Source organism: Streptomyces sp. NPDC090108, from assembly GCF_044747185.1.
GTDB lineage: Bacteria > Actinomycetota > Actinomycetes > Streptomycetales > Streptomycetaceae > Streptomyces.
Genome location: NZ_JBIVDQ010000005.1, coordinates 363,597 through 390,154, shown reverse-complemented (window position 1 = coordinate 390,154; position 26,558 = coordinate 363,597). Strand labels below are relative to the sequence as shown.

Below are 26,558 nucleotides of genomic sequence, written 5' to 3'. Positions count from 1 at the left end.
GTCGTGCGGGAGTCGCCAAGGTACGGGCGCGTGCCGCTGGACGCCCAGGGCCGGTCTTCCGGATCTCGCCGGGGTCGCCGGGTCTGCTGTGAGGGTTGCAGGTCCAGGCACGGCCCGGTCCGGAAGAAAGACCCTAGCGGGACCGGCGCAGGACGGTCAGGGGCAGGCGCCGCCGTGGCCCGGGGGTCGCGGGGCGCGCTGTGGCGAGCAGGGTGTCCCGGTCGGTGATCTTGACGCGGGGGCGCCCCTGGAGAGCGCCGGCCGCGCGCTCGGCCCGGTCGATCGCCTGCCAGCCGCCGAGGTCCACGGCGTCGCCGGACTCCCCCGGACCCGCCACCGGGGGCCCGTCCGCCGCGTCCCGCGCCGGGGGCCCGAGCAGGCCCGCGTCGAAGTCGTCGAGGAGGGCCGCGACGGTCTCCTCGGCGCAGGTCTTGTTGGTGCCGATGAAGCCGGTCGCCCCGCGCTTGATCCAGCCGGCGACGTAGACGCCCGGCGCGACCCGGCCCCGCTCGTGGGGGACGGTGCCGGTGCCCTCGTCGAACGGCAGCCCGGGCACCGGCCGGGCGCGGTAGCCCACCGAACGCAGCACGAGCGAGGCGGTGATGGTCTCCGTGGCACCCGTGGGTACGGCCCGTACGGTGCCGTCGGTGCCGGTGCGCAGCTCGGTGCGGACGACCTCGACGCCGGTCGCCCGCTCGTCGCCGAGGACGCGCACCGGCACGGTCAGGAAGCGCAGCACGATGCGGCGGCGGCCGGGTACGGGGGTGCGGGCGGCGAGTTCGGCGAGCAGCGCGGTCCTCGGCGAGGTGTCCGCCGGCAGGTCCCGCGGGTACCCCTCGACCAGCACGTCGACGTCGTCGAGGGCGGCGAGCGCGACAAGCTCCGGCAGGGTGAAGGAGGCCTCGGCGGGTCCGCGCCGTCCGAGGACGACCACCTCGCGCACCCGGCTGCCGCGCAGCGCCTCCAGCGCCCCGTCGGCGATGTCGGTGCGGGCGAGCGCGGCGGGGTCGGCGGTCAGGATCCGGGCGACGTCCAGGGCCACGTTGCCGTTGCCGACGACCACGGCGCGCTCGCCGTCCAGCGCGGGGCCGTAGGAGGCGGCGGCGTGGTCGGGGTGGCCGTTGTACCAGGCCACGAAGTCGGTGGCGGCCACGCTGCCGGGCAGGTCCTCGCCGTCGACGCCGAGCCGCCGGTCGGCCGCGGCGCCGACCGCGTAGACGACGGCGTGGTGGTCGCGCAGCAGGTCCTCGTGGCCGAGGTCCCGGCCTATCTCCACGCCGAGCCGGTAGGTGAAGCCGGGCTGGGTCTCGATGTCCCGGAAGAGCCGGGTGACCCCCTTGGTGTCCTGGTGGTCGGGCGCGACCCCGGCGCGGGCGAGGCCGTAGGGGGTGGGCAGCCGGTCGTGGACGGTGACGCGCACACCCGGGTGCCTGAGCAGTTCGTCGGCGGCGAAGAGGCCCGCCGGTCCCGCGCCGACGACGGCCACCCGCAACTCTGCCTCGGCGAGCCGCCGTTGCTCCGGCACGAGCGCGAGCGGGGTACGGGCCGGATGCGGATCGCCCTCGTAGTAGGCCGCGTTGAGGGCGAGGAACGGCTGTTCGGCCGCGGTGAGCGCGGTGTGCGGCTTGAGCGCGTCCACCGGGCAGGCCGTCACGCAGGCGCCGCAGTCGACACAGGCGCGGGGGTCGACGTGGAGCATCTCGGCCTCGGCGAAGCCCGGTTCGCCGGGCGCGGGGTGGATGCAGTTGACCGGACAGGCGAGCACGCAGGACGCGTCGGCGCAGCACGACCGGGTGACGACGTAGGGCATGGCGGACTTCTTCGCTCGGGCGGACCGCCCGGACGATCGGACGGACGGAAGGACCGGTGGGACGGAAGGACGGGTGGGACGGACCGGTGGGACCGAGGGACCGGCGGCGGGCGGACGCGGGCGGACCGGCGTCACCGGGCCACCGGGCCACCGGGCCACCGGGCCACCGGGCCACCGGGCCATCCCGCCCCACCGGCCCGGCCCGCCGTTCAGGCCGCCGACGACGCGGGCTGGCCGCGGTAGCGGGACGGGCGGCCGTCGATGCGCAGCAGCCTCCACACCCGCCGGGAGGCCCTGTTCATCAGGCCGATGTCCTCGGCGAGCATGCGCACGTCGGCGAAGAGGTCGCGGAGCATCTTCCGGCCCTCGGGGGACCTCCAGAAGATGTCCTTGATCACCCGGTACGGCACGCCCATCTTCGCGGCGGTCCTGCGGTCGGGGATCACGATGACATCGCCCAGGCGGCGCATGATCAGCGGGAACATCACCGACAGCACGCCCCTGCGCACCTTCCCGTACCCGGGGACCTTGGTGCGCAGGAACTCGTGCGCGAAGGAGATGTGCCGGGCCTCCTCGGCGACATGGATCTGCATGATCCGGGTCAGCAGCGGGTGGCCCTCGGCGCCCGAGCGCAGGATCGCCTTCTGGATGTGGTCGATCGGCTCCTCCCCGGCCAGCACGCCGGTGAAGAACGCCTCCGGCAGCAGCGAGGCGGTGAGCGGGAGGAAGCGGCTGATCACCTGGAAGGAGCGGCGTCCGCCGTGCACGTCGACGCCGGCGCGGTTGACGAACTCCTGGAACATCTGGGTGTGGTGGGTCTCCTCGGTGATCTCGTGGGTGAGATACCGGAACTCCGGGTCCTGGTTGCCCAGATGGACGACGTAGTCCAGCGCCCCGCGCATGAGCAGGTTCTCGAACTGCATGCCCACCTTGGCGACGTTGGCGTACCGCCAGAGCCCGATCTCGGCCTGCCGCTCGGGCGTCTGTTCCCGGTACCAGGCATGGCCGCCCAGCGGGTCGGCGGCCGGCAGGATCCAGCGCGGGTCCCTCGGGTCGACGGCGAAGTCCGGGTGGTCCCAGTCGATGTCGGTGAACGCGTCGAAGTGGACGTGCACCGATCCCTCGGACAGGGTCCGGAGCACCTCGTGGTAGGTCTGCTGCCTGGTCATCACGGTCCTCGATCCGGCGGTGGGACGAACGGTCAGGCCACGCGGTCCGGGGCGGTCCGGTCCGCGGGCAGATCCGCGGGCGGGCCGTCGAAGCGCAGCGCGGGGTCCTCGACGGGGGCACGCCGCAGGGCGCGCCGGTCGCGGTAGTAGTTGTTCCAGATCCGCCAGGGCGCGCGGGTCCCCTGCCGGGGCATCACGGCGTCGCCGCGGGCGATGTATCCGGAGGTCAGCGAGTCGCCCATCGCGGACTCCGCGGACCGGTCCGCCTCGGTGGCGACGGGGACGACCCGGGTGTGGCCCCGCTCCTCCATGTGGGTGAGCAGCCGGCTGAGGTACTCGGCGGCCATGTCGGCCTTCAGGGTCCAGGAGGCGTTGGTGTAGCCGAGGACGACGGCGAAGTTGGGGACGCCGTCGAGCAGCACGCCCTTGTAGACGACGTGGTCGCGGGTGTTCACCGGGCGGCCGTCCACCTCCAGCCGGGCGCCGCCCGCGATCTGCACGCGCAGTCCGGTGGCGGTGACGACGATGTCGGCCGGGATCTCCTCGCCCGACCGCAGCCGGACCCCGGTCGCGGTGAACGTGTCGATGTGGTCGGTGACCACCGAGGCGGCCCCGCTGCGCAGCGTCCTGAAGAGGTCGCCGCCGGGCACCACGCACAGCCGCTGGTCCCAGGGCCGGTACGACGGGGTGAAGTGCCGCATGTCCACGTCCGGGCCGAGCCGGGCCCGCACGCCGGCCAGCAGCACCCTGCGCATGACGCCGGGGGCGGTCCGGCACAGCGCGTACAGGCCGCGCTGGAGCGCGATGTTGCGGGAGCGGCCGAGCCGGTGCAGGAGTCCGGCGGGTACACCCGCTCTGCGCAGCAGCACCGACACGGGGTCGTGTTCCGGCAGGCTCATGATGTACGTCGGCGAGCGCTGGACCATGGTGACGTGGGCGGCGTCGCCGGCCATGGCGGGCACCAGGGTGATGGCGGTGGCACCGCTGCCGATGACGACGACGCGCTTGCCGCGGTGGTCCAGGTCCTCGGGCCAGTGCTGGGGGTGGACGAGGGTCCCGGTGAAGTCCTCCTCGCCGGGGAAGTCCGGCCGGTGACCGGCGTCGTAGTCGTAGTAGCCGGTGGCGTTGACGAGGAACGAGCAGGTGTGGGTCTCGGTCTCGCCGGTGGTTTCGTCCAGCGCCTCGACGGTCCACCGCCGGTCCTCGGTGGACCAGCCGGCCCGCACGACCCTGCGGCCGAAGCGGATGTGCCGGGTGACGCCGTACTCGTCGGCGGTGTCCTGGATGTACCGGCGGATGTCGCCGCCGTCGGCGAGGGTCCTGGTGCCCCGCCAGGGCCGGAAGCGGTAGCCGAAGGTGTACATGTCCGAGTCGGAGCGCACGCCGGGATAGCGGAACAGGTCCCAGGTGCCGCCGACGCGGGTGCGGCGCTCCAGGACGACGTAGGTCCGGCCGGGGTTCCGCTCGGTCAGATGGCAGGCGACGCCGACGCCGGACAGCCCCGCGCCGATGATCAGCACATCGACATGCCGTTGCCCCATGCCCGTCTCCCTCTTCCCGCCGCGCGTTTCGCTGACGTGTCCGCAACTTACCTGCGACAGCGTGTTTCAGATACTGCCGGGAAAGTTATTTACGTCACGTCTAACAGCGGCGGGAGGAGGGAACGCGGGCCTCAGCAGGCCGACTTGCCCGCGTAGATGGCGAGGGCGGTGTTGGGCGCGACCGAAGCGGTGAACCAGCCCGTGCTGTTGACCGTCACCGTGCGGTTCGCCTGCACGTCGCAGTAGGTGCCCGCCGGCAGCGAGGTCTGGAACGACCGGTTGGCCGTGGTGCCCTCGTGGTTGACGACCACATAACCCTTGGTGCCGCGGCCGAAGCTGATCAGGTTGCTGCCGTCGTCCCACCAGTTGGTGACGGCCTGCCCGCGGGTGGCGTTGCGGAAGGCCACCATGGACTTGATCTCCGGCCAGGCGTGCTGGCACTTCCAGCCGTCCTGCCAGCAGGCGTTGACGGTGCCGCCGTTGGGCGGGCCGGCGTCGATGTCCGACCACTCGTAACCGGAGTTGATGTCCGGCGCGCCGTAGGGCCAGGCCAGCATGAACACGTTGGCCAGGGTGTAGGTGGCGCCGTCCTTGTAGTTGAGGGTGCTGCCGTTGCGCTCGGTGTCGTGGTTGTCGACGAAGACGCCGGCCTGCGAGCTGCTCAGGTACCCCCAGGGCTGGCCGAAGTTGCTGAGGTAGGCGAGGTTCTCCGAGGTGAAGACCCGCTTGAGGTCGTAGGCGTAACGGAACTCCTGCACGTCTCCGTTGCCGGTGTACTCGGTGGGCTGCACCGCCTCGCCGGCGCCGTAGATGACCTCCTGCTTCCAGTAGACGGACGGGTTGGTCAGCCGGGACTTGATGTTGGCCAGGTCCGCGGTGTCGATGTGCTTGGCGGCGTCGATGCGGAAGCCGTCCACGCCGAGGGAGAGCAGGTCGTTCATGTAGTTGGCGATGGTCTGGCGGACGTGCTCCTCCCCCGTGTCGAGGTCGGCGAGGCCCACCAGTTCGCAGTGCTGGACGTTCCAGCGGTCCGCGTAGTTGGTGACCTGGGAGGTGCAGTCGTCGAAGTCGGCCGAGGAGTACACCCCGGGGTAGTTGTACTTCGTGTACGAAGAGCCGCCGGTGCCGGTGCCCGATCCCGCCGACATGTGGTTGATGACGGTGTCGGCGACGACCTTCACACCGGCCGCGTGGCAGGTGTTCACCATGTTCTGGAAGTCGGTGCGGCTGCCGAGCCGCCCCGCGATCTTGTACGACACCGGCTGGTACGACGTCCACCACTGCGAGCCCTGTATGTGCTCGGCGGGCGGGGAGACCTGGACGAATCCGTATCCGGCGGGGCCGATGGTGGTGGTGCACTCGCGGGCGACCGAGGCGTACTTCCACTCGAACAGGACGGCGGTGACGTCCTTGGTGCCGGGCGGGGTGGCCTCAGCGGCAGTCGGGTACATGCCAACCGAGAGAGTGGCCGCGAGGGCGGCGATCAGCGTGGGGAGTGTTCTGCGTGCCATCGTGGGGGTTCCTTCGTCATTGAAGGCGCTTGCTGAAACATTTCAGCAAACTTGCGGTGACGCAGATGTTAAAGGCCCGCCACCCCGAAGGGCAGCGGGCCGAGTGAAGTTGATACGGAAACTTTCCGGGAGGGTCAGTCCGTCGTCCACCACACGGTCGCGTCGGCGGGCACCAGCGCCTCGCCGCCGCGCTCGGTGACGCCGGCGCTGGCGAGCAGCGGGCGGCCGTACGCCGGGACCGTCACCGGCTCCCCGGTGGTGTTGGCGGTGCACACGAACCGCCCGCGCCGGAAGGCCAGAACGCCCTCGGGGGCGGCCAGCCACTCCACCGCGTCGCCCGCGCCGAGGTCCGGCTGCTCGCGGCGCAGCCGCAGCGCCGAGCGGTACAGCTCCAGCGTCGAACCGGCCACGCCGTCCTGCGCCTGCACGCTCAGCCCGCCCCAGCTCGCGGGCTGCGGGAGCCAGCTGCCACCGCCGCCGAAGCCGTACGACGAGCCCTCGCGGGTCCACGGGATCGGCACCCGGCAGCCGTCGCGGAAGCCGTCCTGGCCGGCGCCGCGGAAGTACGCCGGGTCCTGGCGCACCTCGTCGGGCAGGTCGACGACGTCCGGCAGGCCCAGCTCCTCGCCCTGGTAGACGTAGGCCGAGCCGGGCAGCGCGAGCATCAGCAGGGTGGCGGCGCGGGCCCGGGCGAGACCCAGCTCGCGGTCGCCGGCCGTGCGGATCTGGGTGCCGAGGCCCGGCGGGTTGGCGAAGCGGGTGGCGTGCCGGGTCACGTCGTGGTTGGACAGCACCCAGGTGGCGGGGGCACCGACCGGGCGCATGGCCTCCAGGGTGCGGTCGATGACCTCGCGCAGCTCCGCGGCGTCCCAGGCGGTGCCCAGGTACTGGAAGTTGAAGGCCTGGTGCAGCTCGTCGGGGCGGACGTAGCGGGCGGTGCGCTCCACGGTCGGGGTCCACGCCTCGGCGACGAAGATGCGCTCGCCGGAGTACTCGTCGAGGATCAGCCGCCACTGGCGGTAGACCTCGTGCACGCCGTCCTGGTCGAAGAACGGCATGACATCGTTGCCCAGCAGCTTCAGCTGGTCGTGGTCGCCGAGGTCGGGCAGGCCCTCGGCCTTCACCAGGCCGTGGGCCACGTCGATGCGGAAGCCGTCGACGCCCATGTCCAGCCAGAACCGCAGGATGGAGCGGAACTCGTCGCCCACCGCCGGGTGTTCCCAGTTGAGGTCGGGCTGCTCGGGGGCGAAGAGGTGCAGGTACCACTCGCCGGGCGTGCCGTCGGGCTCGGTGACCCGGGTCCAGGCCGGGCCGCCGAAGATGGACTCCCAGTCGTTGGGCGGGAGTTCGCCTGCGGCGCCCTGGCCGGGCCGGAAGTGGTAGCGCTCGCGCAGCGGCGAGCCGGGGCCCTCGGCGAGCGCCCGCTTGAACCACTCGTGCTGGTCGGAGGAGTGGTTGGGGACCAGGTCCACGATGATGCGCAGGCCCAGCCGGTGGGCCTCGCGGATCAGCGCGTCGGCGTCGAGGAGGCTGCCGAACATCGCGTCGACAGCCCGGTAGTCGGCGACGTCGTAGCCGGCGTCGGCCTGCGGGGAGGCGTAGAAGGGGCTCAGCCACACGGCGTCCACGCCGAGGTCGCGCAGGTACGGCAGTCGGGAGCGCACGCCCTCCAGGTCGCCCATGCCGTCGCCGTTGCTGTCGGCGAAGCTGCGCGGATAGACCTGGTAGATGACCGCGTCCCGCCACCAGTCACGGTGCTGGGCGACGGTGGCGACGGTGGATTCGGCGGCCGGGGCGGCGGGGGGCTGCTGGCTCATGGGGTCCTAGGTACCTAACAGAGTTCGGGTCATGGCAGGGGTACGGCGTCGGCCGGCGGGGCCGGGAGTCCGAGGCGGCCGCGGTGTCCGTGGTGTCGGACCGGGAACCGCGGCCGCCTGTCCCGTGCGGGTCAGGCGCACGGGAGTCCGGGGTACGGGGCGGGTCAGCCCTTCGTGCCGCCGGCGGTGAGGCCGGTGACGAGGTTCTTCTGCACCAGGTAGAAGAACACCGACACGGGTATCGCGACGAGCACCGCGGTGGCGGCCATGTAGTTCCACTGCGCGTCGTGCTCGCTGACGAACGTCTGCAGACCCACGGCGAAGGTGTACTTGGAGTCGTCCAGCATGAAGGTCGTGGCGAACGCGACCTCGCCGACGGCGGTGATGAAGTTGTAGAAGGCGGCGACGGCGAGACCCGGGCGGGCCAGCGGCAGGATCAGCCGGAAGAAGGTGCCGAACGGGGTGAGTCCGTCCACCCGTCCCGCCTCGTCGATCTCGAAGGGGATGGTGTCGAAGTACCCCTTGAGCAGCCACGCGCTGTACGGCACCGCCGTGGTGCAGTTGATGACGATCAGGCCCCAGTAGGTGTCGATGAGGCCGAGCTCGCCGAAGATCTCGTACATCGGCACGATCAGGATGGCGATCGGGAAGGCCTGGGTGAGCAGCAGCACCCACATCAGCGACCTGTAGCCGGGAAAGCGCATGCGCGAGACGGCGTAGCCGGTGGTCGCGGCGACGAAGACACCGATGAGGGTGGTGCCCAGGGCCACGATCATCGTCGACTTGAGCCAGTCGAAGAACGCCGTGTGCTCCAGGACGAAGCTGTAGTTGGAGAAGGTGACCTTGCCCGCGATCTTGCCCGGGTGCAGGTAGTCGTCCTTGTCCGGACCGAGGGACAGGTAGAAGAGCCAGACCACCGGTGCGAGGGCGACGATGCTCGCCAGCGTCAGACCGGCGTGCAGCAGGGCCGCGCCGAGCGGGCCGCGTTCACCCCGCCCGCGGGCGCGGCGCGCGGCCGGCACGGCGGCGGACGGGCCGGTCTCTGTCTTCTCGAGGGTCGTGGTGCTCATGGCGGCGGCTCCTGCGGCGTCAGACGGCGAGCTGGTCATTGCGCTTCAGCCAGCGGAAGTAGAAGGACGTGAAGACGGTCAGCAGCGACAGCAGCAGCACGCCGTACGCGGCGGACTGGGCGAAGTCGCGGGGCTGCTGTCCGAAGCCGAGGTAGTAGGCCCAGGTGACGAGGATCTGCGCGTCGGGGGCGCTGGTGGGGCCGAACAGCAGGAAGATGATGGCGAACTGGTTGAAGGTCCAGATGACGCCGAGCAGGATCACGGTCGAGCTGACGGAGCGCAGGCCGGGCAGCGTCACGTGCCGGAACTGCTGCCAGGCACTGGCCCCGTCCATCTCCGCGGCCTCGTAGAGCGTGGCGTCGATGGACTGCAGGCCGCCGAGCAGCGAGAGCATCATGAACGGCACACCGCACCAGGTGTTGACCATGATCGCGGCGAACCGCTGCCAGAAGGTGTCCTCCAGCCACTGCGGCTCGGGCAGGTGCAGGGCGCCGAGGACCTGGTTGACCACACCGGAGTCGGCGAGCATGATCCGCCAGGAGAAGACGGTGACGAACGTCGGCACGGCCCAGGGCACGACCAGCATCAGCCGGTAGAAGGTGCGCCCGCGGACCTTCTGGTTGAGCATCATCGCGAGGCCGAGGCCGAGGGTGTAGTGCAGGGCCACGCAGCCGGCCGTCCAGACGACGGTCCACAGGAAGTGCGACCAGAAGCGGTCGTAGGACAGCGGTCCGAACAGGATGTCCTTGTAGTTGTCCAGGCCGATGAACTTGTAGGTGGCGTCGATGTGGTTGACGCCGATGGTGCGCGCCGAGTTGAGGCTGTTGGCGTCGGTGAGGGTCAGGTAGAGACCGCGCACCAGCGGGTAGGCCACGATGGCGCCGAGCACGACGACCACCGGCGCGATCATCGCGTAGGCGTACCAGTGCTTCTGATAGCCGTTCTTGATGCGCTGCACCGGCCCGGGCCGAGGCGCGCGGCCACCGCGGCTCTCGCCGGGTGCGCGGTCGATGGCGACTGTCATGGTTCGGCACCTTCGATGGGTTCGGGGGTCGGGCCGGGGTACAGGCGGGTGGCCGCCGGATCCTGCCGCCCGGTCAGGAGCGGGAGGCGGGGATCCGACGGCCACACGGAATCACTTGCTGAAGCCGGGCACCAGCTTGGCGATCGCCACTTCGGCGTTGCTCAGGCCCTTGTCCAGCGACTCCTTGCCGCCGGCGATCTTCGGGAGCTCGGTGTCCAGCGGACCCCACAGCGAGCTGTACTCGGGCAGCGCCGGGCGCGGCTGGGCCGCGGCCAGGACGCCCTGGTAGCCGGCGATGCCGGGGTCGGCCTTGACGGCTGCGGTGTAGGCGTCGGAGCGGGTGGGCAGCGTGGAGTTCTTCAGGGCGATGGTCTCCTGGGACTTCGCCGAGGTCATGAAGTTGACGAACTTCAGCGCGGCCGCCTGGTGGGCCTTGTCCGAGCCGGCGTACACGGCCAGGTTGTGGCCGCCGGTCGGGGCGCCCGCCTTGCCGGAGGAGCCGGCCGGGACGGTGGCGATGCCGAGGTTGCCCTTGTCCTTGAAGGCCGTGCCCTTGTAGAAGTTCGTGATCTCCCAGGGGCCCTGGACGATCGCGGCGACCTTGCCGTTGACGAACGCGTCCTGGATGTGGGCGTAGGCGTCGGCGGTGGTGTCGGCCTTGTGCAGGCCCTTGCCGGAGAACAGGCCCAGCCAGGTGCCGTAGCCCTTCTTGGCGGCCGGCGAGTCGACCGTGATCTTCTTGGCGGCGGCGTCGACGGTGTCGGTGCCCTCGCCGTAGAGGAAGTTCTGGGCGTAGTAGGCCTGGGTGGAGCCCCAGTAGCCGTCCGTGCCGGTCTTGCTCTTGATCTTGGCGGCGTCGGCCTTCAGCTCGTCCCAGGTCTTGGGGGCCTCGGCGATACCGGCCTTCTTGAACAGGTCCTTGTTGTAGACGAGGGCCAGGGTGTCGGTGACCAGCGGCACGCCGTAGGTCTTGCCCTCGAACTGGGCCTGCTTGATCAGGTTCGGCTGGAACTTGGCCTGGTCGGCGAGGGCCTCGGTGCCGTCCAGCGGCAGGAAGTAGCTCTTCTTCGCGAAGCCCGGGGTCCAGCCGACCTCCGAGCGCAGCACGTCCGGGGCGCCCTTGGAGCCGGCGGCCGTGTCGAACTTGTTCTGCGCCTGGTCGAAGGGGACATCGACGTACTTGACCTTGATGTCCTTGTTGGCGGCCTCGAACTGCTTGATCAGGGCCTGGTACGTCGGTGCCTCATTAGTGGCGTTGGAGGTGTCCCACCAGGTGATGGTCACCGGACCGGACGCCTTGCCGTCGCCGCTGTCGTCCCCGCCGCACGCCGTCGCCGTGAGGGCGAGGGACGCCACCAGCGCGGAGGCCGCTATGCCACGCCGCATGAGTTCTCCTTGAGGGTAAAAGCCCGAGTGGTGCAGGGGGCGGTCCCGTCCACCGTCCCTGCGACTTGCCGACTGCGCCGTTGCGGCGGCCGGGCGAGTGGGAACGTAACAGCGTTGTAAGCGCGGCGAAAGACCTTGCAGAAAAAAAATGCAAGACGACGCGAGGGTTACCGGGCCGTGACCTGCGCTAGACCGGCCCGAAACCCGGGTCTTCCGCCGGTAGGCGGGTTGACGGACACTTGTGCAAGACTCTGCAAGCCCTTGCCAGGGTTTTCCACCGCCGGGATCATCCCCTTGCAGCGGCGGTACGCGGGAGCGGGCAGCGCCGGGGCACACCCGGAACACACACCGGGGTCGGCGCACCGGGAGCCGCCGGGACACACACCGGCCGGCACCGGGCGGCACACCGAAAGGGACGAGGAGCGCGATGACGCAGCATTCCACGGCGGGCCGTTCGGCGGCCCACGCACGACGTCCCGCCGGTGGGCAGGGACGGGGACGCCCGGTACAGTCCGGTGGCGTGACCACACGGCTTGCGGACATCGCCGCACAGGCAGGGGTGAGTGAGGCGACCGTCAGCCGGGTCCTCAACGGCAAACCCGGCGTCGCCGCCACCACCCGGCAGTCAGTACTGGCCGCGCTGGACGTGCTCGGCTACGAGCGCCCCGTCCGGCTGCGGCAGCGCAGCGAGGGCCTGGTGGGCCTGATCACCCCGGAGCTGGAGAACCCGATATTCCCGGCCCTCGCCCAGGTCATCGGCCAGGCGCTGACCCGGCAGGGCTACACCCCGGTGCTCGCCACCCAGACCCCCGGCGGCTCCACCGAGGACGAGCTGACCGAGATGCTCGTGGACCGCGGGGTCGCCGGCATCATCTACGTCTCCGGGCTGCACGCCGACACCACCGCCGACATGCAGCGCTACGAGCGACTGCGGGCGCAGGGCGTGCCGTTCGTCCTGGTGGACGGGTTCTCGCCGAAGGTGCAGGCGCCGTTCATCTCGCCCGACGACCGGGCCGCGACCACCCTGGCGGTGACGCATCTGGTGTCGCTGGGGCACACCCGGATCGGGCTGGCGCTCGGCCCGAAGCGGTTCGTGCCGGTCCAGCGCAAGATCGAGGGCTTCGTGCGGGCCGTGCAGGACCAGCTGGGGCTGAGCGCGGAGACGGTCGAGACGGAGCTGGTGCAGCACTCGCTGTACACGCTGGAGGGCGGTCAGGCGGCCGCGACGGCGCTGATCGACCGGGACTGCACGGCGGTGGTGTGCGCCAGCGACATGATGGCGCTCGGTGCCATACGGGCGGCCCGGCAGCGGGGCCTCGAGGTGCCCCGGGACGTGTCGGTGGTCGGTTTCGACGACTCCCCGCTGATCGCCTTCACCGACCCGCCGCTGACCACGGTCCGCAAGCCGGTGCCGGCGATGGGGCAGGCGGCGGTGCGCACGCTGCTGGAGGAGATCGGCGGGACGCCCGCGCCGCACAGCGAGTTCGTGTTCATGCCGGAGCTGGTGGTGCGCGGTTCGACCGCTTCCGCCCCGGGTGAGCGGAAAGTCATCCGTATGTCGTAGGACATGCGGGACGGACCCGACCTTGGGATGATCTGTCGAGGATGCCCGTTCTGGCAGACTCTGATCCCATGAGCGACTCGGCCGTGACAGATCCGGAAGGCCGCGAGCGGGCGCCCCTTCCGGGGAACGTCAGGGGCCGGGACGGGCACGGTCCGCTCGGCCGGCTGCGCCGCCCCCGGCGGCCCCGGCTGTGGTTCGAAGTGCTGCTGATCGCGGTGAGTTACTGGACCTACTCGCTGATCCGCAACGCCGTGCCGGAGCAGCGGGCCGAGGCGCTGCGCAACGCCGACGCGGTCTGGCGGTTCGAGCACCGGCTGGGTCTCGCCGTCGAGCAGTCCGTCAACCACGCGGCGAACGCGGACTCCTGGCTGATCATCGGCATGAACTACTACTACGCCACGCTGCACTTCGTGATCACGCTGGGTGTGCTGGTGTGGCTGTACCGGTGGCATCCGGGGCGTTACGCGGCGGCCCGGCTGGTGCTGTTCGCGACCACGGGCGTGGCCCTGGCCGGCTACTACCTGTTCCCGCTGGCCCCGCCCCGGCTGATGCGCGGCGGCCGCTTCGTGGACACCGTCATGGTGCACCACACCTGGGGCTCGATGGCCTCCGGCGACCTGAAGCACATGTCGAACCAGTACGCGGCGATGCCCTCGATGCACATCGGCTGGTCGCTGTGGTGCGGACTGACCGTCTTCGCGCTGGCCTCGGTGCCGTGGGCGCGGGTGCTGGGCCTGCTGTACCCGCTGCTGACCCTGCTGGTCATCGTCGCCACCGCCAACCACTTCTGGCTGGACGCGGTGGGCGGTGTGCTGTGCCTGGCCTTCGGTTTCGCGGTGGCCCGCCTGTGGTACGGCGGCCTGCCGCACGCCCTGCCCCGGCGGGTGCCGGAGCCGGCCGCCCCGCGTCCGGGGCCCGCGGCGCCCCCGGTCTGAGGGCGTCCGGGGGCCGGATCCCTCAGTCGGCGTAGAACAGTTCGTCCACGACTGCGCGCGCGCGGCGGGCCGTACGGCGGTAGGCGTCGAGCATGTCCCCGGCGTGTCCGGAGCCGTAGCCGAGGTAGCGGCCGACGGCGGCCAGTTCGCGGGGCTCGGTGGGGAAGGTGTCCCCGGCCCGGCCGCGGACCAGCATGACCGCGTTGCGGACCCGGCTCGCCAGCACCCAGGCCTCGTCCAGGACGGCCGCGTCCTCCCCGGACAGCAGTCCGGCGTCGCGGGCGGCGGCGAGGGCCTCGCGGGTGCGGGTGGTGCGCAGCGCGGGCACCCGCCGGCCGTGCCGCAGCTGCATCAGCTGCACGGTCCACTCCACGTCGGACAGGCCGCCGGGGCCGAGCTTGGTGTGCAGCTTGGGGTCGGCGCCGCGCGGCAGCCGCTCGGACTCCATGCGGGCCTTCAGCCGCCGGATCTCCCTGACCGCCTCGTCGTCGAGTCCGTGCTCCGGGTAGCGCAGCGGGTCGATCAGCTCGATGAAGCGGCGCCCGAGGTCCGCGTCGCCGGCGACGTGCTCGGCCCGCAGCAGCGCCTGCGACTCCCAGACCAGGGACCAGCGGCGGTAGTACGCCTCGTACGACTTCAGGGTGCGCACGAGCGGGCCGGACTTGCCCTCGGGGCGCAGGCCGGCGTCGATGAGCAGCGGCGGGTCGGCGCTCGGCAGCTGGAGCAGCCGGCGCATCTCGGAGACGACCTTGTTCGCGGCCGCCGCGGCCTCCTGCTCGTCCACGCCCTCGCGCGGCTCGTGCACGAACAGCACGTCGGCGTCGGAGCCGTAGCCGAGTTCGTGTCCGCCGAAGCGGCCCATCCCTATGATCGCGAACCGGGTCGGCAGGGTGTCGCCCCAGCCCTCGCGGACCACCGCGCGCAGGGTGCCGGCGAGTGTGGCGGCGGTCAGGTCGGAGACGGCGCCGCCGACGCGGTCGACGAGGGCGCCCGGGTCGGCCCCGGGGTCGCCGGCCTCGATGCCGTAGGAGTCGACGATGTCCCCGGCGGCCGTGCGGAACAGTTCGCGGCGGCGCACGCCGCGGGCCGCGGTGACGCCCTGCGCCGCGTTCTCGGCGCGGCCGACGGCGGCGAGGATCTCCTGCTCCAGCTGGGCGTGGCCGCGCGGCTCCAGGCCACCGCCGTCGCCGTCGCCGAGCAGCGCGACCGCCTCGGGGGCGCGCATGAGCAGGTCGGGCGCGAGCCGCCCGGCCGACAGGACACGGGCGAGGTTCTCGGCGGCGGCGCCCTCGTCGCGCAGCAGTCTGAGGTACCAGGGGGTCTTGCCGAGCGCGTCGGAGACCTTGCGGAAGCCCAGCAGACCGGCGTCGGGGTCGGCGGAGTCGGCGAACCAGCCGAGCATCACGGGCAGCAGGGTGCGCTGGATGGCGGCCTTGCGGGTGACCCCGGAGGCCAGGGCCTCCAGGTGGCGCAGGGCGGCGGCGGGGTCGTGGTAGCCGAGGGCGATCAGGCGTTCGCGGGCCGCGTCGGGGCGCAGCCGGGTCTCGCCGGGGGCGAGCTGGGCGAACGCGTCGAGCAGCGGGCGGTAGAACAGCTTCTCGTGCAGGCGGCGTACGACACCGGTGTGCCGCTTCCACTCGCGCAGCAGGCCGGTCACCGGGTCGGTGCGCAGGCCCAGCGAACGGCCCAGGCGCCGCAGGTCCTCCTCGGCCTTGGGGACCAGGTGGGTGCGGCGCAGCCGGTGCAGCTGGATGCGGTGTTCCATGGCGCGCAGGAAGCGGTAGGCCTCGTCGAGGCGGGCGGCGTCCTCGCGGCCGACGTAGCCGCCGACGGCGAGCGCCTGGAGGGCGTCGAGGGTGGTGCCGCTGCGCAGCGAGGGGTCGGTGCGCCCGTGCACCAGCTGCAGGAGCTGTACGGCGAACTCGACGTCCCTGAGGCCGCCGGGGCCGAGCTTGAGCTCGCGGTCGATCTCGGACGCCGGGATGTTCTCCACGACCCGGCGGCGCATCTTCTGCACGTCGGAGACGAAGTTCTCGCGTTCGGCGGCCTGCCAGACCAGGGGCTGCAGGGCGTCGAGGTACTCCTGTCCGAGTTCCGCGTCGCCGGCGACCGGGCGGGCCTTCAGCAGGGCCTGGAACTCCCAGGTCTTCGCCCAGCGCTGGTAGTAGGCGAGATGGCTGCTGAGGGTGCGCACCAGGGGGCCGTTGCGGCCCTCGGGGCGCAGATTGGCGTCGACCGGCCAGATGGAGCCCTCGACGGTGGTCTCGGAGCAGATCCGCATCATGTGCGAGGCGAGCCGGGTGGCGGCGCCGAGCGCCTTGGCCTCCTCGGTGCCCTCGGCGGCCTCCGCCACGAAGATGACGTCCACGTCGGAGACGTAGTTCAGCTCGTGGCCGCCGCACTTGCCCATCGCGATCACCGCGAGGCGGCAGGCGGCCGCGTCGGCGGGGGCCGCCGCGGCCGCCATGGCCAGGGCGGCACGGAGGGTGGCGGTGGCGAGGTCGGCCAGTTCGGCGGCGGTCTGCGCGAGGTCGGTGGTGCCGCACACGTCACGGGCGGCGATCGACAGCAGGCAGCGGCGGTAGGCCACCCGCAGGGCGACCGGGTCGCCCGCTTCGGCCAGGCGGCGCTCGAACTCCTCCACCCCGGGGTGCAGGTCGCGCGGCTCGTAGGTGACCAGCTCCTGCCAGTCGTGCGGGTGCCGGGCGAGGTGCTCGCCGAGGGCGGCGGAGGCGCCGAGCACGCCCAGCAGGCGGTCGCGCAGCGGCTTGGCGGCGATGAGGGTGTCGAGCAGCTCGCGGCGGTCCGTGGGGCCGGGCTGCTCCTCCAGCAGCCGGACCAGCCCGTGCAGCGCGAGGTCGGGATCCGCGGTGGCGCCCAGCGCCTCCAGCAGGACCGGGTCGTCCCGGACGGCCGCCAGCTCGGCGCTGTCCAGCAGGCGTTCGGCGGCGGAGGGGTCGGTGAAGCCGTGCCGAAGCAGTCGGGTGAAGGTGCTGCTCCTGCGCCCCGGCGTCATCCGCGGCCTCCCCTCGCGTACGGGCATGGATCAAGGTTGCTCTGGCCAGAGCCTAGTCGCAGCAGCAGGGGACGGCCCCGGGCCCGGCGGCCTCTCCCTCGCCGCCGCGGGCGTCTCCGGCGCCGCCGACCGGCGCCCGCGACGCGGGGAACGTACCCTCTCCCCGACGAGGTGGCACCCGCCGAGGAGGTTCGCGTGACCGAGGACCGAGCGCCCTACCCGCCGTTCACCGCACAGACCGCGGCCCAGAAGGTGCAGGGGGCCGAGGACGCGTGGAACACCCGTGACCCGCACCGCGTGGCCCTGGCGTACACACCCGACTCCGTCTGGCGCAACCGCGACCGGTTCGTCACCGGCCGCGAGGAGATCGTCGCGTTCCTCACCGCCAAGTGGGAACGGGAGCTGGAGTACGCGCTGCGCAAGAGCCTGTGGTCCTTCGACGGGAACAGGATCGCGGTGCGTTTCCAGTACGAGTGCCATGACGCGGCCGGCCAGTGGTGGCGCTCCTACGGCAACGAGCTGTGGGAGTTCGACGAGCACGGTCTGATGCGGCGCCGCGAGGCGAGCATCGACGACGTCCCCATCACCGAGTCCGAGCGCCGCATCTTCGGCCCGCGCGGCGCCGACGAGCACGGTGCCGACATCCCGCTCCGCTGAGCGATGGGCACGCGGCCCCGCGGCGGCACGCGCTTGCTGTCGCGGGCGCCCGCAGGCGGTTCGCGGGACGTGTCGCCGGCCGCCAGGAGGTGAGCAGTTCACCCGGTCTTCATCCGGGGGGCCGGATTCCGTCGGGCGTGGGAGCCTTGGCGTGAGCATGCTCTGCCTGCACGGTCAGCCCCGTACCCCCCACCCGGAGGTCGATGTGTCCGGCAGTTCCGCGTACCGCCGCGCCCGCACCCTCGTGGCCTCGGCCACCGCCCTGGCCGCCGCCGCCATCGGCCTGTGGACCGGCCTGGGCGGCGATTCCGCCCAGGCGGCGGGCGCCGTGCCGAGCCCCGACCACGTGGTCGTCGTGGTCCTGGAGAACCACGCCTACAGCCAGGTCATCGGCTCCTCCGGCGCCCCGTACCTCAACTCGCTCGCCTCGGGCGGCGCGAACCTCACGCAGTCCTACGCCCTCACCCACCCGAGCCAGCCGAACTACGTCGCGCTGTTCTCCGGCTCCACCCAGGGTGTCACCGACGACAGCTGCTACACCCCCGGCTTCTCGGCGGCCCCGAACCTGGCGTCCGAGCAGCTCGCCGCCGGACGCAGCTGGGCCAGCTACAACGAGACCCTGCCGAGCCAGGGTTCGACCACGTGCAGCAGCGGGAACTACGCCCGCAAGCACAACCCGTGGTTCGGCTTCTCCAACGTGCCCACCTCGACCGCCCGGACCTTCGCGCAGTTCCCCGCCGACTACACGACGCTCCCCCAGCTGTCGTTCGTGATCCCGAACCTGTGCAGCGACATGCACGACTGCTCGGTGTCCACCGGCGACACCTGGCTGAAGAACAACCTCGGCGCCTACGCCACCTGGGCCAGGACCCACAACAGCCTGCTCGTCGTCACCTTCGACGAGGACAACCGGCTCAGCGGCAACCGCATCCCGACCGTCCTGTACGGCGGACCGGTCACGCCCGGGTCGTCGTCCGCCACCACCTACAGCCACTACGACCTGCTGCGCACCCTGGAGGACACCCAGGGCCTGACCACGCACGCGGGCAACGCGGCCTCCGCGAAGGACATCACCGGCGTCTGGGCGTCCTGACGTGTACGTAGCGGACAGCCGGGCCGCCGCGCCGGCGTCCGCGGACGGTGCCGTCCGGCCTCCGGCCGGGCGGCCCCGCGCCGCGCTCGCCCCCACCGCGCTCGCCCCCACCGTGCTGGCCCTCGGCACGGTCAGCCTCGTCACCGACGTCTCGTCCGAGATGGTCACCGCGGTCCTCCCGCTGTACCTGGTGACCGGCCTCGGCCTGTCCCCGCTGGGCTTCGGCCTGCTCGACGGCGTCTACAACGGCTTCTCGGCCCTCGTGCGCCTGGCCGGCGGCCACCTCGCCGACCGGGGCGGCGGCCGCCACAAGTGGGTGGCCGGGTTCGGCTACGGCCTCTCCGCCCTCTGCAAGCCCCTGCTGCTGATCGCCCATTCGCTCACCCCCATCGGCCTGGTCCTCGCCGCCGACCGCACCGGCAAGGGGCTGCGCACCGCCCCGCGCGACGCGCTGATCTCCCTGTCCGGCCCCCCGGAGAGCCGGGGCCGCGCCTTCGGCGTGCACCGCGCGATGGACACCGCGGGCGCCCTGCTCGGCCCGCTCGTGGCCTTCCTGATCCTGCGGGCCACCGTCGACGGGTACGACGCGGTGTTCACCGTCAGCTTCTGCGTGGCCGTGCTGGGGGTGCTGGTCCTGGTCCTGTTCGTCCCCGGCACCCCCTCTCCCGGTGCCACGGGCCCCCGCGGCGCGACGGACGCGGTGTTCCACCGCGCGACGGACGCGGGGGCCCGGCCTGCCTCGGACGCGGGAACCGGGCCTGCCTCGGAGGCCCGTCCCGGCGCGGGGGCCCAATCCGGCACGGGCGCGCGCCTCGACGGGGAGGCCGGCTCCGCCGCCGACGCCCGCTCGGGGCCGAGGCCGGGGACGGGGACGAGGCCGGGGACAGGCCCGGGGACGGGGACAGGCCCGGGGACGGGGCCGGGGCTGGGCACGGGCACAGGGCCAGGGCCGGAAGCGGGGGCGCGACCCACCCTGCGCGCCGCCGTCGGCCTGCTGCGCCGCCGCGAGCTGCGCCGGATCGCCGTCTGCGCCCTGCTGCTCGGCCTGGCCACGGTCAGCGACTCCTTCGTGTACCTGCTGCTGCAGCGCCGGCTCGGCGTCCCCGACCGCTGGTTCGCACTGCTGCCCCTCGGCACGGCCGCCGCGTTCCTGCTGCTGGCGGTGCCGCTCGGCCGGCTCGCGGACCGGGTGGGCCGCTGGACCGTGTTCGTCGCCGGCCACGGCTCGCTCCTGCTCGCGTACGCCCTGCTGCTCACCTCCTGGCACGGCACCGCGCTGCCCTTCGCCGTCCTCGCCCTGCACGGCGGCTTCTACGCGGCCACCGACGGCGTGCTGATGGCGGCGGCCTCCGATTGCGTGCCCGAGGCGCTGCGCTCGTCCGGCCTGGCGCTCGTGCAGACCGGGCAGGCGCTGGCCCGGTTCGCCTGCTCGCTGCTGTTCGGCGCCGCCTGGACCGTGTGGGGCGACCGGGCGGCGCTCGCGGGAGCGGTGCCGGCGCTGGCCGCGTGCGCGGTGTTCGCTCTGGCCCTGCGCCCGAGGACCCTCCACCCGGAAGGCACTGTCACCGCATGACCGTACGCACCCGTGTCCTGGTCCTGGTCTCGGCCGTCGCCGTCCTCGCGGCGGTCGGGCTGGCCTCCGTCCTGCACGCGTCCGCGCGCGCGGAGCGCCGCGACCGTGCGCGGCCGGGCGGCCCCGCGGTCGCCGCCGGCCCGGTGGACCTGGCCGCCGGACAGCGCCGCATGGTCTTCCGCAACCTGGCCTGGGGCCCGCACCGCGACGAGCTGACCACGGTCGCGGCGTCCGACCCCGGCGGCCCGCGCACCGCCTCCGGCGTCAAGTGCCTCCGCTTCTACGCCGCTTCGGGCACGGGCGTGTGCCTCCAGGCCGTCCACGGCCCGGTCTCGGACACCTACCGCGCGCTGATCCTGGACGCGCGCCTGAGGACCCGGGCCCACTACGCCGTCCCCGGGATCCCCTCCCGGGCACGGGTCTCCCCCAGCGGCCGCTTCGCCGCCTGGACGGCGTTCGTGGGCGGCGACTCGTACGCGGGGACGGACTTCTCCACCCGCGCGGCGATCGTCGACACCCGCACGGGCGAGCTGATCCCGTCGCTGGAGACCTTCCGGATCGTGCGGGACGGCCGCCCCTACCGCGCGGCGGACGCCAACTTCTGGGGCGTGACGTTCGCCCCGGACGACCGCACCTTCTACGCGACGCTCGCCACGAAGGGCCGTACCCACCTGGTCCGGGGCGACCTGCGCACGCGCACGGTGACCACGCTCCACCCGAACGTCGAATGCCCCTCCCTCTCCCCCGACGGCACCCGCGTCGCCTACAAGAAACGCGTCGAGGGCCTGCCGAAGGACGCCCCCTGGCGCCTGTACGTCCTCGATCTGCGCTCGATGCGCGAGACGCCGCTCGCGGAGCGGCGCAGCGTCGACGACCAGGCGGTGTGGAAGGACGGCCGCACCCTGGTCTACGCCCTCCCCGGCGACTTCGGCGCCGACCTGTACGAGACCCCGGCCGACGGCACGGGTACGCCCCGGCGCATCAGCAACTCCGCGGTGTCCCCCGCGTTCCTGGACTGAGCCCGCCACCCGTCCCGTCACCCGTGGGCGTCGCGGAAGCCGCGTTCACCCCGCCGGGCGCCGCGGCGCGCTCTACCGTCGGACACGTCGCGGGAGCACGCGTACGGCGGAGGGGCGCGCATGTCGGTGGACGGCGAGGCGGTACGGGCCGGGAGCCCGACGGTACGGCTCGGGGACGAGGCGGACGAGCCCGGCTGGGAGGTGGACCCGGACGACGAGTGGGGGGTCGCCGTGGTCGCCACGGTGGGCCGCCAGTTGAAGCTGCGCAGAGAGGCCGTGGGGATGCGGGCCGCCGACTTCGGGGCGGCGGTGGGCTACGGAGAGGACCTCGTCTACAAGATCGAGGGCGGCACCCGGATCCCCCGCCCCGAGTACCTGGAGAAGGCGGACGAGGTACTGGGCGCGGGCGGCCTGCTCGCGGCGATGCGGGAGGACGTGCAGAAGGTCAGGTATCCGAAGCGGGTGCGGGATCTGGCGCGGATGGAGGCAACTGCCGTCGAGCTGGGGGCGTATGTGGGTCTCAGCCTGCACGGTCTGCTGCAGACGCCCGAGCACGCGCGGGCCCTCTTCGAGGTGTGGCAGCCGGCCTACACGGAGGAGGAGGTCGAGCGCATGGTCGCCGCCCGCACGGCCCGCGCGTCCGTCTTCGAGCGGTCACCCGCCCCTTCGCTCGGATTCGTCCAGGAGGAAGTGACGCTCCGGCGGCCTGTCGGGGGCACGATGGTGTGGCGCGGACAGCTCGAACATCTGCTGGAGGTGGGGCGGTTGCGCAACGTCACGCTTCAGGTGATGCCGACCGACGCCGGTGCCCACCCCGGGCTGAACGGGAAGATCGAGGTCCTGAAGTTCGCCGACGGCACGGCGGTCGGCCGCTCGGACGGCGCGTACAACGGCCGCCCGACCACGGATCCCAGGCAACTGCGCGTCCTCGAACTGCGGTATGGCACGATCCGGGCGCAGGCTCTCACGCCCCGGGAGTCGCTGGCCTTCATCGAGCGCATGCTGGGAGAGTCATGATCCGTACATCCCCTGCGGACACCGCCGAGTCGGACTGGTTCAAGAGCAGTTACAGCGACGGGCCGGACGGCAATTCCTGCGTGGAGATCGCTGTCGCCCCGACTTGCGTCCGTGTGAGGGACTCCAAGGCCATGCAGGGTCCGCAGCTCACCGTCGGGGCACGGGCGTGGACGGCCTTCCTGAGGTTCACGGATAGGGACTGACCGAGGGGGTCGCCCCCCTCAGCCCCGCCCGTCCTTCCACTCGCGGGCGAGCGACGCGTAGACGTACTCGCTGCCCCAGCGCTCGCCGTCGAGGTCGTTCTCCACGAGGTGGGCCTCGCGCCGCATGCCGAGGCGCTCGCAGACGCGCACGGAACCGGTGTTGAGCACGTCGAGGCGGGCGAAGAGCCGGTGGACGCCCAGCTCGGTGAAGGCGAGCGAGGCGGCGGCGCGTGCCGCCTCGGTGGCGTAACCCCGGCCGCCGTGGGCGGGGTTGAAGACCCACCCGATCTCGGCCTGCCGCGCGGACGCACTGGCCAGCTTCAGGACGACCTCGCCGACGACGCTCTCCTCATCGCCCTGGCACACGGCGATCGTCAGACTGTCGCCGTCCTCGGCCCACGCCGTACCGGCGGCGCGCTGCGCGAGCTTCTCCGCGCACTGCTCGCGGGTGAGCGGGGGCCGGTAGAGGAAGCGGGCGACGTCCGGAAGGCTCTGGTAGGCGTACAGGTCGTCGAGGTCGTGCGTGGTGAACAGACGCAGGACGAGCCGTTCGGTGGTGACGGGCAGCGAAAAGGCGGTCATGGAACCGGTGTCCCTCCCCCGTGGACGGCTGCCCAACGTAACCGACGGGACGGCGGAGGGCATGCCGATTTCCGGGCCGCCGGAACACCGGCCCGAAGGCGCCTGTCGCCCTCCCGCCCCGCGTCCTTCCACGGGACGCGGGGCGGGAGGGGCCACAGTGGGAGCCATGAGCGAGGACAGCAGGACCGACGACCGTCTGACCCTCACCCGCGCGGTGCCCCGGCTCCCGGCCCTGGACCTGGAACGGGCCCGCCGCTTCTACTCCGAGTGCCTCGGCCTGGACCCGGTGGACCGGCGCCCCGGCGGGCTCCTCTACCGGATCGGCGACACGGAGTTCGTGGTGTTCCAGTCGACGGGCGCGTCGCCCGGCACGTTCACGCAGATGGCTCTGGAGGTCGAGAACCTGGAAGCGGCGGTGTCCGAACTGCGGCGGCGGGGAGTGGTCTTCGAGGAGGTGGACTCCCCCGGCTTCCGCACCGAGAACGGCATCGCCGAGATCGAGGGCAACTACCCGAGCAAGGGCGCCCGGGGCGAACGCGCGGCCTGGTTCCACGACAGCGAGGGCAACCTGCTCGGCATGGGCCAGCCGCTCCACTGACCCGGGCGCCCCGGCCCCCGCGGGCACGCGGACAACTCGATCGCGGACGCCGCACCCCGATGCGTACTGTGCCCGCGTGCCCTTCTTCGCCTACGACGACGCCGACCACTTCTACGGCGACCCGCACCCCGCCCCCGGAACGCGCGTGCGCTTCTGCCCCGAGAGGCTCTTCGCCGCACGTGAACGCCGCCTGGGACGCCCGGTGAGGCGGCAGCGGACCGGGAGCGACGGGCTGGTCGTGCACGAGGATCCCACCGCGATCCTCACGTGGCCGGCGGCCCTGTGGCGCGTGGAGGACCTGGAACACCCGGTCCGGCCGGTGCCGCACGCCGACTGGGCCCGCTGTCAGGCCTTCACAGTCGTGGAACAGGTACCCGCCCGGCTGGTCGCCGGCCCGCACGGCGACGCGGTGGAACGGGTGATCACCCAGGCCCGCGCCCTGACCGACGACCAGGTGGAAGCCCTGGCCGCCTTGCCGGACGGGGACGAGACCGCCCTGACGCGAGAGCTGTGGGACCAGTGGCGCCGGGACCACGGCTCCGGTTCCCCGGTCGGCTGCGGCCTCACCGTCCTGCACGACAGCGTCACGCAGGCCGCCCGCCGGGTGGGCCCGCACCTCTTCGGCCGGGACGAGGACGACGAGGTCGAAGTCCTCGACGACCCGTCCTGGATCCAGGCCCACCACGCCGCCCACGCCGCCGCCCTGGCCCTCGGCGCACCCGACCACCTCCCCCCACCCCAGAACACCACCCTGTCCCACCGCTGGACCAGCGTCATGGGCGACTCCGCCGTGCCCGGACTTCGGCGCGCCTGAACATCGCACAGGCGCTGGCGCAGGCCGATGCAGCCGGAAGCGGCGTCTCGGCACTCAGTGACCTGAGGCGTCGGCCGCTGCGGGCTGCGTCACGGCCGCCCGCGCACGACCTGGCGGAGGAAAGTCGCCGTCCCCAGCCGTCGCTCGACACCGAGAAGTAAGCGAGAACCTACAACCCGATAGAATTGAAGTACGCCGTCAACGCGATCTGCGTCTTACCGTCCGGCATGATCGAATTTCGCACAATGGCACACAACTCCTCCTGATCGAACTCCTTCAGGGCGATCCTTTTCTTATCCTTGGTGGATCGCACCGCAGGATCGAAATCACTGGCCACGAAGCAGCAGATGCGCTCCGTACTGGCACCGACGGAAGAGTAGAAGTGTCCGAGCGAACGAATAGTTCGCGGGCTGAGGCCGACCTCTTCGGACAACTCTCTCCGAAGCCCCTCTTCGGGGGTCTCACCCAGCTCCACTTTTCCACCGGGACATTCCAAGAGAGTTTCACCGACCAGCGGCCGCCATTGCTCCGTGAGCATGACCTTCCCGTCACCCAGAATCGGTACAGCGATAGCCACGGCAGGCTGTTCGATGAAAGAAATATGTCGCTCTTCACCCGTCGGGGTGGAGAAGTTTTCCGAGTAAAGGGTGAAGTTCTTCGCCCGATGAATCAGCTCTTTACTCACAGTTCCACCTCTCGCGATTCTTTCCATGACAGCCGATAACTCTTGATGATCCCATGCGCGACCTCTTCCTCGGACCTCTTCAAGGCGTACTGATGGGCCTCGGTTCCACGTTTACCCGGCAAGAACGTACTCACATAAACCTGCTCCCTGTCGACGATGATGGCACGCCATACGGGATACCTGGACGACATGCGCAAGCGTATATCCAGGTTGGAGCTCGCCTTGTGCGCCGAAAGGCGAGATATCGTGGTCTGCATGTCGGCACGCCAAGCGTCTGCCGACTCACCTTCGTCCCGTGCCCGCTCGACAAAGGCGGAGCATGAAGGGTCGAGCAGGAGGAACCTGATACGCAGATTGCGGTACTCCAGCCTTTCGAGTGAACGCCTGAAGCTGTCTTCCGTGACAGAGCGCTTGGCGCTGATGCCGTAGAAGACCACCTCCTCCCGCGCATCCAGGAGGACGTCGGCGAGTGAAGTCCTGTCGACGGGGGCCATTTTTTCTATACGGATATTCGCACCGGCACCGAATCCCCCTGCGCGATACATCGCAATGAGCAGACGCAGAAGCACCAGAACCAAAATTGCCAAGGTGACCGCGACAACGTAGAGCCAGTCGGCCTTCTTGGCGTTCAGGGCCTGCGAAACCGAGTCGGCGAGCACCCCGGCCGGGATTCCCACCACAGTCGCAATCAGCAGGGAGTCCCGTGCGATCGAGTGCGCCTGGCGATTCGTCACATCGTCACCTTCATCACTTCGGAGAGGTGCCCGTTGGAAGAGTAGGCCGTCAAGGAACTGTTCGAGGTAAAGCGAAGACTCACCGAGGGTCTTCTCAGTATTCGTAAAGACCAGGCATCGAGAGACGGATGCCATCCGGCGCGATCCGTGATTCCACTCCTCTTGATCTCTTCCTCCACCTCTGCGACCGTCACGTAGCAGGTGTGATCTTCCTGCTTGGATCCGGCGTCTCTCGATATGGCACGGAACGGAAGATTGCGCTTGATGGAGAGAACCGGATTTCCTAATGCCTCACCTATCAAGAGCGACAGGGAGTCACTGGTGGTGGCCCCGGCGATGCCGGCGGAACTGACCACGACTCGATAAGTATCGAGGAGCGTCCGAAGATCCTGGATACTTCGAGCGGGCCTTGGGCAGCACGCCCCTTCTTCCAGTGCGCGGGACAGGTGGTCGGCCATGATGGTCGAACCCAGATCGATAAGCGAGCACCCTATTTCGTTCATGAGCGCATCGGGGCACCCTACGCTCCGCGCCCAGTCCAGGAAGACGTTTCCGCCCACCCCACCGGTCACCACCGAAACGCGCAGACCGAAGCCCGCCAAGTTTCTCACCAGTGACACGACCCCTCGAAGGGCTTCTTGATCCACCCCTTCCGCACCCCTGGGAGTGATGGAATTCCCGCCCACTCGAATCACCACTCCGCCGGTGCGCGACGCCAGAGCAATGGGGTGAATCATCTA

23 protein-coding genes are annotated in these 26,558 nt (G+C 71.4%); 10 read left to right on the top strand and 13 right to left on the bottom strand.

Translation table 11 applies throughout. The features are described 5' to 3' along the window. Window positions 1-133: 133 nt before the first annotated feature. The 8 genes from ACIPRD_RS20005 to ACIPRD_RS19970 all read right to left on the bottom strand — a co-directional run bounded on the left by ACIPRD_RS20005 (window position 134) and on the right by ACIPRD_RS19970 (window position 11,328). Window positions 134-1,810: an FAD-dependent oxidoreductase gene (locus ACIPRD_RS20005; protein ID WP_401564682.1), complete on the bottom strand. Its 1,677-nt coding sequence runs from the start codon at window positions 1,808-1,810 to the stop codon at window positions 134-136. A gap of 209 nt (window positions 1,811-2,019) precedes the next feature. Beyond that, on the bottom strand, window positions 2,020-2,979 hold the full coding sequence (locus tag ACIPRD_RS20000) for a diiron oxygenase (RefSeq protein ID WP_356398169.1): 960 nt from the start codon (window positions 2,977-2,979) through the stop codon (window positions 2,020-2,022). A 32-nt stretch (window positions 2,980-3,011) separates the two neighbouring features. After that, entirely contained in the window at window positions 3,012-4,520 is a 1,509-nt protein-coding gene (locus tag ACIPRD_RS19995) for a flavin-containing monooxygenase (RefSeq protein ID WP_401564679.1), read from the bottom strand. Window positions 4,521-4,651: 131 nt separating this feature from the next. Then, entirely contained in the window at window positions 4,652-6,031 is a 1,380-nt protein-coding gene (locus ACIPRD_RS19990; RefSeq protein ID WP_356398163.1) for an alpha-amylase family protein, read from the bottom strand. Window positions 6,032-6,165: 134 nt separating this feature from the next. Next, window positions 6,166-7,848, bottom strand: coding sequence for a glycoside hydrolase family 13 protein (locus tag ACIPRD_RS19985; RefSeq protein WP_356398160.1), 1,683 nt, complete (start codon window positions 7,846-7,848; stop codon window positions 6,166-6,168). Window positions 7,849-8,012: 164 nt separating this feature from the next. After that, window positions 8,013-8,918, bottom strand: a complete 906-nt coding sequence (locus ACIPRD_RS19980) for an ABC transporter permease subunit (RefSeq protein WP_356398157.1) — start codon at window positions 8,916-8,918, stop codon at window positions 8,013-8,015. A 19-nt stretch (window positions 8,919-8,937) separates the two neighbouring features. After that, window positions 8,938-9,942, bottom strand: coding sequence for a sugar ABC transporter permease (locus ACIPRD_RS19975; protein ID WP_356398155.1), 1,005 nt, complete (start codon window positions 9,940-9,942; stop codon window positions 8,938-8,940). Window positions 9,943-10,053: 111 nt separating this feature from the next. Continuing rightward, entirely contained in the window at window positions 10,054-11,328 is a 1,275-nt protein-coding gene (locus ACIPRD_RS19970) for an extracellular solute-binding protein (RefSeq protein ID WP_356398153.1), read from the bottom strand. Window positions 11,329-11,848: 520 nt separating this feature from the next. On the opposite strand from ACIPRD_RS19970, the gene ACIPRD_RS19965 reads away from it, so the two are divergent. Both ACIPRD_RS19965 and ACIPRD_RS19960 read left to right on the top strand, forming a co-directional pair. Then, window positions 11,849-12,892 (top strand): LacI family DNA-binding transcriptional regulator, encoded by a 1,044-nt coding sequence (locus ACIPRD_RS19965; protein ID WP_356398151.1) that lies wholly within the window; start codon window positions 11,849-11,851, stop codon window positions 12,890-12,892. Between the two features lie 68 nt (window positions 12,893-12,960). Continuing rightward, window positions 12,961-13,827 (top strand): phosphatase PAP2 family protein, encoded by an 867-nt coding sequence (locus ACIPRD_RS19960; protein WP_401564673.1) that lies wholly within the window; start codon window positions 12,961-12,963, stop codon window positions 13,825-13,827. 22 nt (window positions 13,828-13,849) lie between these two features. Here ACIPRD_RS19960 and ACIPRD_RS19955 read toward each other — a convergent pair whose 3' ends face one another. Beyond that, window positions 13,850-16,843, bottom strand: coding sequence for a bifunctional [glutamine synthetase] adenylyltransferase/[glutamine synthetase]-adenylyl-L-tyrosine phosphorylase (locus ACIPRD_RS19955; protein WP_401565156.1), 2,994 nt, complete (start codon window positions 16,841-16,843; stop codon window positions 13,850-13,852). Window positions 16,844-17,038: 195 nt separating this feature from the next. On the opposite strand from ACIPRD_RS19955, the gene ACIPRD_RS19950 reads away from it, so the two are divergent. The 6 genes from ACIPRD_RS19950 to ACIPRD_RS19925 all read left to right on the top strand — a co-directional run bounded on the left by ACIPRD_RS19950 (window position 17,039) and on the right by ACIPRD_RS19925 (window position 22,405). Continuing rightward, window positions 17,039-17,500 carry a nuclear transport factor 2 family protein gene (locus ACIPRD_RS19950; RefSeq protein ID WP_401564670.1) on the top strand — a complete coding sequence of 154 codons (462 nt, stop codon included), beginning with the start codon at window positions 17,039-17,041 and terminating at the stop codon, window positions 17,498-17,500. A 205-nt stretch (window positions 17,501-17,705) separates the two neighbouring features. Continuing rightward, window positions 17,706-18,593 carry an alkaline phosphatase family protein gene (locus tag ACIPRD_RS19945; RefSeq protein WP_401565154.1) on the top strand — a complete coding sequence of 296 codons (888 nt, stop codon included), beginning with the start codon at window positions 17,706-17,708 and terminating at the stop codon, window positions 18,591-18,593. Between the two features lies 1 nt (window position 18,594). After that, a complete protein-coding gene (locus ACIPRD_RS19940) occupies window positions 18,595-20,166 on the top strand; it encodes an MFS transporter (protein ID WP_401564667.1) in 1,572 nt (523 codons plus the stop codon). Continuing rightward, window positions 20,163-21,185: a TolB-like translocation protein gene (locus ACIPRD_RS19935; protein WP_401564664.1), complete on the top strand. Its 1,023-nt coding sequence runs from the start codon at window positions 20,163-20,165 to the stop codon at window positions 21,183-21,185. The genes ACIPRD_RS19940 and ACIPRD_RS19935 overlap by 4 nt, the downstream gene beginning before the upstream one ends. Window positions 21,186-21,305: 120 nt before the next feature. Then, window positions 21,306-22,202: a helix-turn-helix domain-containing protein gene (locus ACIPRD_RS19930; protein ID WP_401564661.1), complete on the top strand. Its 897-nt coding sequence runs from the start codon at window positions 21,306-21,308 to the stop codon at window positions 22,200-22,202. Further along, window positions 22,199-22,405 carry a DUF397 domain-containing protein gene (locus ACIPRD_RS19925; protein WP_356398133.1) on the top strand — a complete coding sequence of 69 codons (207 nt, stop codon included), beginning with the start codon at window positions 22,199-22,201 and terminating at the stop codon, window positions 22,403-22,405. The genes ACIPRD_RS19930 and ACIPRD_RS19925 overlap by 4 nt, the downstream gene beginning before the upstream one ends. Window positions 22,406-22,423: 18 nt before the next feature. Here the strand turns inward: ACIPRD_RS19925 and ACIPRD_RS19920 are convergent, their stop codons facing one another. Beyond that, a complete protein-coding gene (locus tag ACIPRD_RS19920; protein ID WP_401564658.1) occupies window positions 22,424-22,987 on the bottom strand; it encodes a GNAT family N-acetyltransferase in 564 nt (187 codons plus the stop codon). Between the two features lie 166 nt (window positions 22,988-23,153). Between ACIPRD_RS19920 and ACIPRD_RS19915 the strand changes: the two genes are divergently transcribed. Then, a complete protein-coding gene (locus ACIPRD_RS19915) occupies window positions 23,154-23,585 on the top strand; it encodes a VOC family protein (protein ID WP_401564655.1) in 432 nt (143 codons plus the stop codon). Window positions 23,586-23,661: 76 nt separating this feature from the next. Then, a complete protein-coding gene (locus ACIPRD_RS19910) occupies window positions 23,662-24,399 on the top strand; it encodes a hypothetical protein (protein WP_401564654.1) in 738 nt (245 codons plus the stop codon). A gap of 169 nt (window positions 24,400-24,568) precedes the next feature. On the opposite strand, the gene ACIPRD_RS19905 is transcribed toward ACIPRD_RS19910, so the two are convergent. From ACIPRD_RS19905 to ACIPRD_RS19895, 3 genes are read right to left on the bottom strand one after another with little or no spacing between them, the layout of a single operon-like run. Then, window positions 24,569-25,084, bottom strand: a complete 516-nt coding sequence (locus ACIPRD_RS19905; protein ID WP_356398122.1) for an NUDIX hydrolase — start codon at window positions 25,082-25,084, stop codon at window positions 24,569-24,571. Further along, window positions 25,081-25,818 (bottom strand): hypothetical protein, encoded by a 738-nt coding sequence (locus ACIPRD_RS19900; protein ID WP_401564652.1) that lies wholly within the window; start codon window positions 25,816-25,818, stop codon window positions 25,081-25,083. Before ACIPRD_RS19900 ends, ACIPRD_RS19905 begins: the two co-directional genes overlap by 4 nt. Next, window positions 25,815-26,555 carry a hypothetical protein gene (locus ACIPRD_RS19895; protein WP_356398116.1) on the bottom strand — a complete coding sequence of 247 codons (741 nt, stop codon included), beginning with the start codon at window positions 26,553-26,555 and terminating at the stop codon, window positions 25,815-25,817. Before ACIPRD_RS19895 ends, ACIPRD_RS19900 begins: the two co-directional genes overlap by 4 nt. Between the last annotated feature and the right edge of the window lie 3 nt (window positions 26,556-26,558).

Excerpts from the sequence above, each read along its gene's own strand:
- ACIPRD_RS19985 (WP_356398160.1), bottom strand. The coding sequence starts at position 7,848 with ATGAGCCAGCAGCCCCCCGCCGCCCCGGCCGCCGAATCCACCGTCGCC.
- ACIPRD_RS19955 (WP_401565156.1), bottom strand. The coding sequence starts at position 16,843 with ATGACGCCGGGGCGCAGGAGCAGCACCTTCACCCGACTGCTTCGGCAC.
- ACIPRD_RS19970 (WP_356398153.1), bottom strand. The coding sequence starts at position 11,328 with ATGCGGCGTGGCATAGCGGCCTCCGCGCTGGTGGCGTCCCTCGCCCTC.
- ACIPRD_RS19960 (WP_401564673.1), top strand. The coding sequence starts at position 12,961 with ATGAGCGACTCGGCCGTGACAGATCCGGAAGGCCGCGAGCGGGCGCCC.
- ACIPRD_RS19915 (WP_401564655.1), top strand. The coding sequence starts at position 23,154 with ATGAGCGAGGACAGCAGGACCGACGACCGTCTGACCCTCACCCGCGCG.
- ACIPRD_RS19975 (WP_356398155.1), bottom strand. The coding sequence starts at position 9,942 with ATGACAGTCGCCATCGACCGCGCACCCGGCGAGAGCCGCGGTGGCCGC.
- ACIPRD_RS19995 (WP_401564679.1), bottom strand. The coding sequence starts at position 4,520 with ATGGGGCAACGGCATGTCGATGTGCTGATCATCGGCGCGGGGCTGTCC.
- ACIPRD_RS19935 (WP_401564664.1), top strand. The coding sequence starts at position 20,163 with ATGACCGTACGCACCCGTGTCCTGGTCCTGGTCTCGGCCGTCGCCGTC.
- ACIPRD_RS19990 (WP_356398163.1), bottom strand. The coding sequence starts at position 6,031 with ATGGCACGCAGAACACTCCCCACGCTGATCGCCGCCCTCGCGGCCACT.
- ACIPRD_RS20005 (WP_401564682.1), bottom strand. The coding sequence starts at position 1,810 with ATGCCCTACGTCGTCACCCGGTCGTGCTGCGCCGACGCGTCCTGCGTG.
- ACIPRD_RS19920 (WP_401564658.1), bottom strand. The coding sequence starts at position 22,987 with ATGACCGCCTTTTCGCTGCCCGTCACCACCGAACGGCTCGTCCTGCGT.
- ACIPRD_RS19930 (WP_401564661.1), top strand. The coding sequence starts at position 21,306 with ATGTCGGTGGACGGCGAGGCGGTACGGGCCGGGAGCCCGACGGTACGG.
- ACIPRD_RS19925 (WP_356398133.1), top strand. The coding sequence starts at position 22,199 with ATGATCCGTACATCCCCTGCGGACACCGCCGAGTCGGACTGGTTCAAG.
- ACIPRD_RS20000 (WP_356398169.1), bottom strand. The coding sequence starts at position 2,979 with ATGACCAGGCAGCAGACCTACCACGAGGTGCTCCGGACCCTGTCCGAG.
- ACIPRD_RS19980 (WP_356398157.1), bottom strand. The coding sequence starts at position 8,918 with ATGAGCACCACGACCCTCGAGAAGACAGAGACCGGCCCGTCCGCCGCC.
- ACIPRD_RS19895 (WP_356398116.1), bottom strand. The coding sequence starts at position 26,555 with ATGATTCACCCCATTGCTCTGGCGTCGCGCACCGGCGGAGTGGTGATT.